At 67.2% G+C, this 451-nt stretch carries 1 protein-coding gene; it reads right to left on the bottom strand.

Annotated features, from left to right (window positions below; translation table 11 throughout):
• Positions 1-451: polyketide synthase (locus J5M73_RS31380; RefSeq protein WP_207816959.1), on the bottom strand; the 451-nt coding region annotated here is incomplete at both ends.

The following is a 451-nucleotide window of genomic DNA, read 5'->3' as shown; positions in this document are numbered from 1 at the left end:
AGATGTGCTCGTCGGGCGACAGGTACAGCGTGACGCCGCCCGCGAGCGCCATGTCGATCTCGCCCGCGCGCAGCGCCTGGCACGCGAGATGGATCGCGACGAGCGCGGACGAGCACGCGGTGTCGACGGGAATCGCCGGCCCCTTCAGGTTCAGGTGATAGGCGAGCCGCGCGGCGCCGATCGCGAAGCTGTTGCTCTTCTCGAGCATCGTGACCGCGCCGCCCGCGCCGAGCTGCCGGTACTCCTGGTTCATGATGCCGAGATAGACGCCGCAGTTGCGGCCGTCGAGCGTATCGGCCGAATAGCCGGCGTTCTCGAAGGCCCGATAGCCTTCCTGCAGGAACAACCGGTGCTGCGGATCCATCTCCTGCGCCTCGGCGGGCGAGATCCGGAAGAACGCCGGATCGAAGCAGTCGACGTCGTCCAGGAGGCCGATCCATTTGCTGTAGAC

Origin of the sequence: Pseudomonas sp. 50_B (assembly GCF_017491625.1) — a bacterium.
Classification (GTDB): Bacteria; Pseudomonadota; Gammaproteobacteria; order Pseudomonadales; family Pseudomonadaceae; genus Aquipseudomonas; species Aquipseudomonas danubii.
The sequence above is the reverse complement of the archived record's forward strand: the minus strand, read 5'-3'. Positions and strand labels throughout refer to the sequence as shown.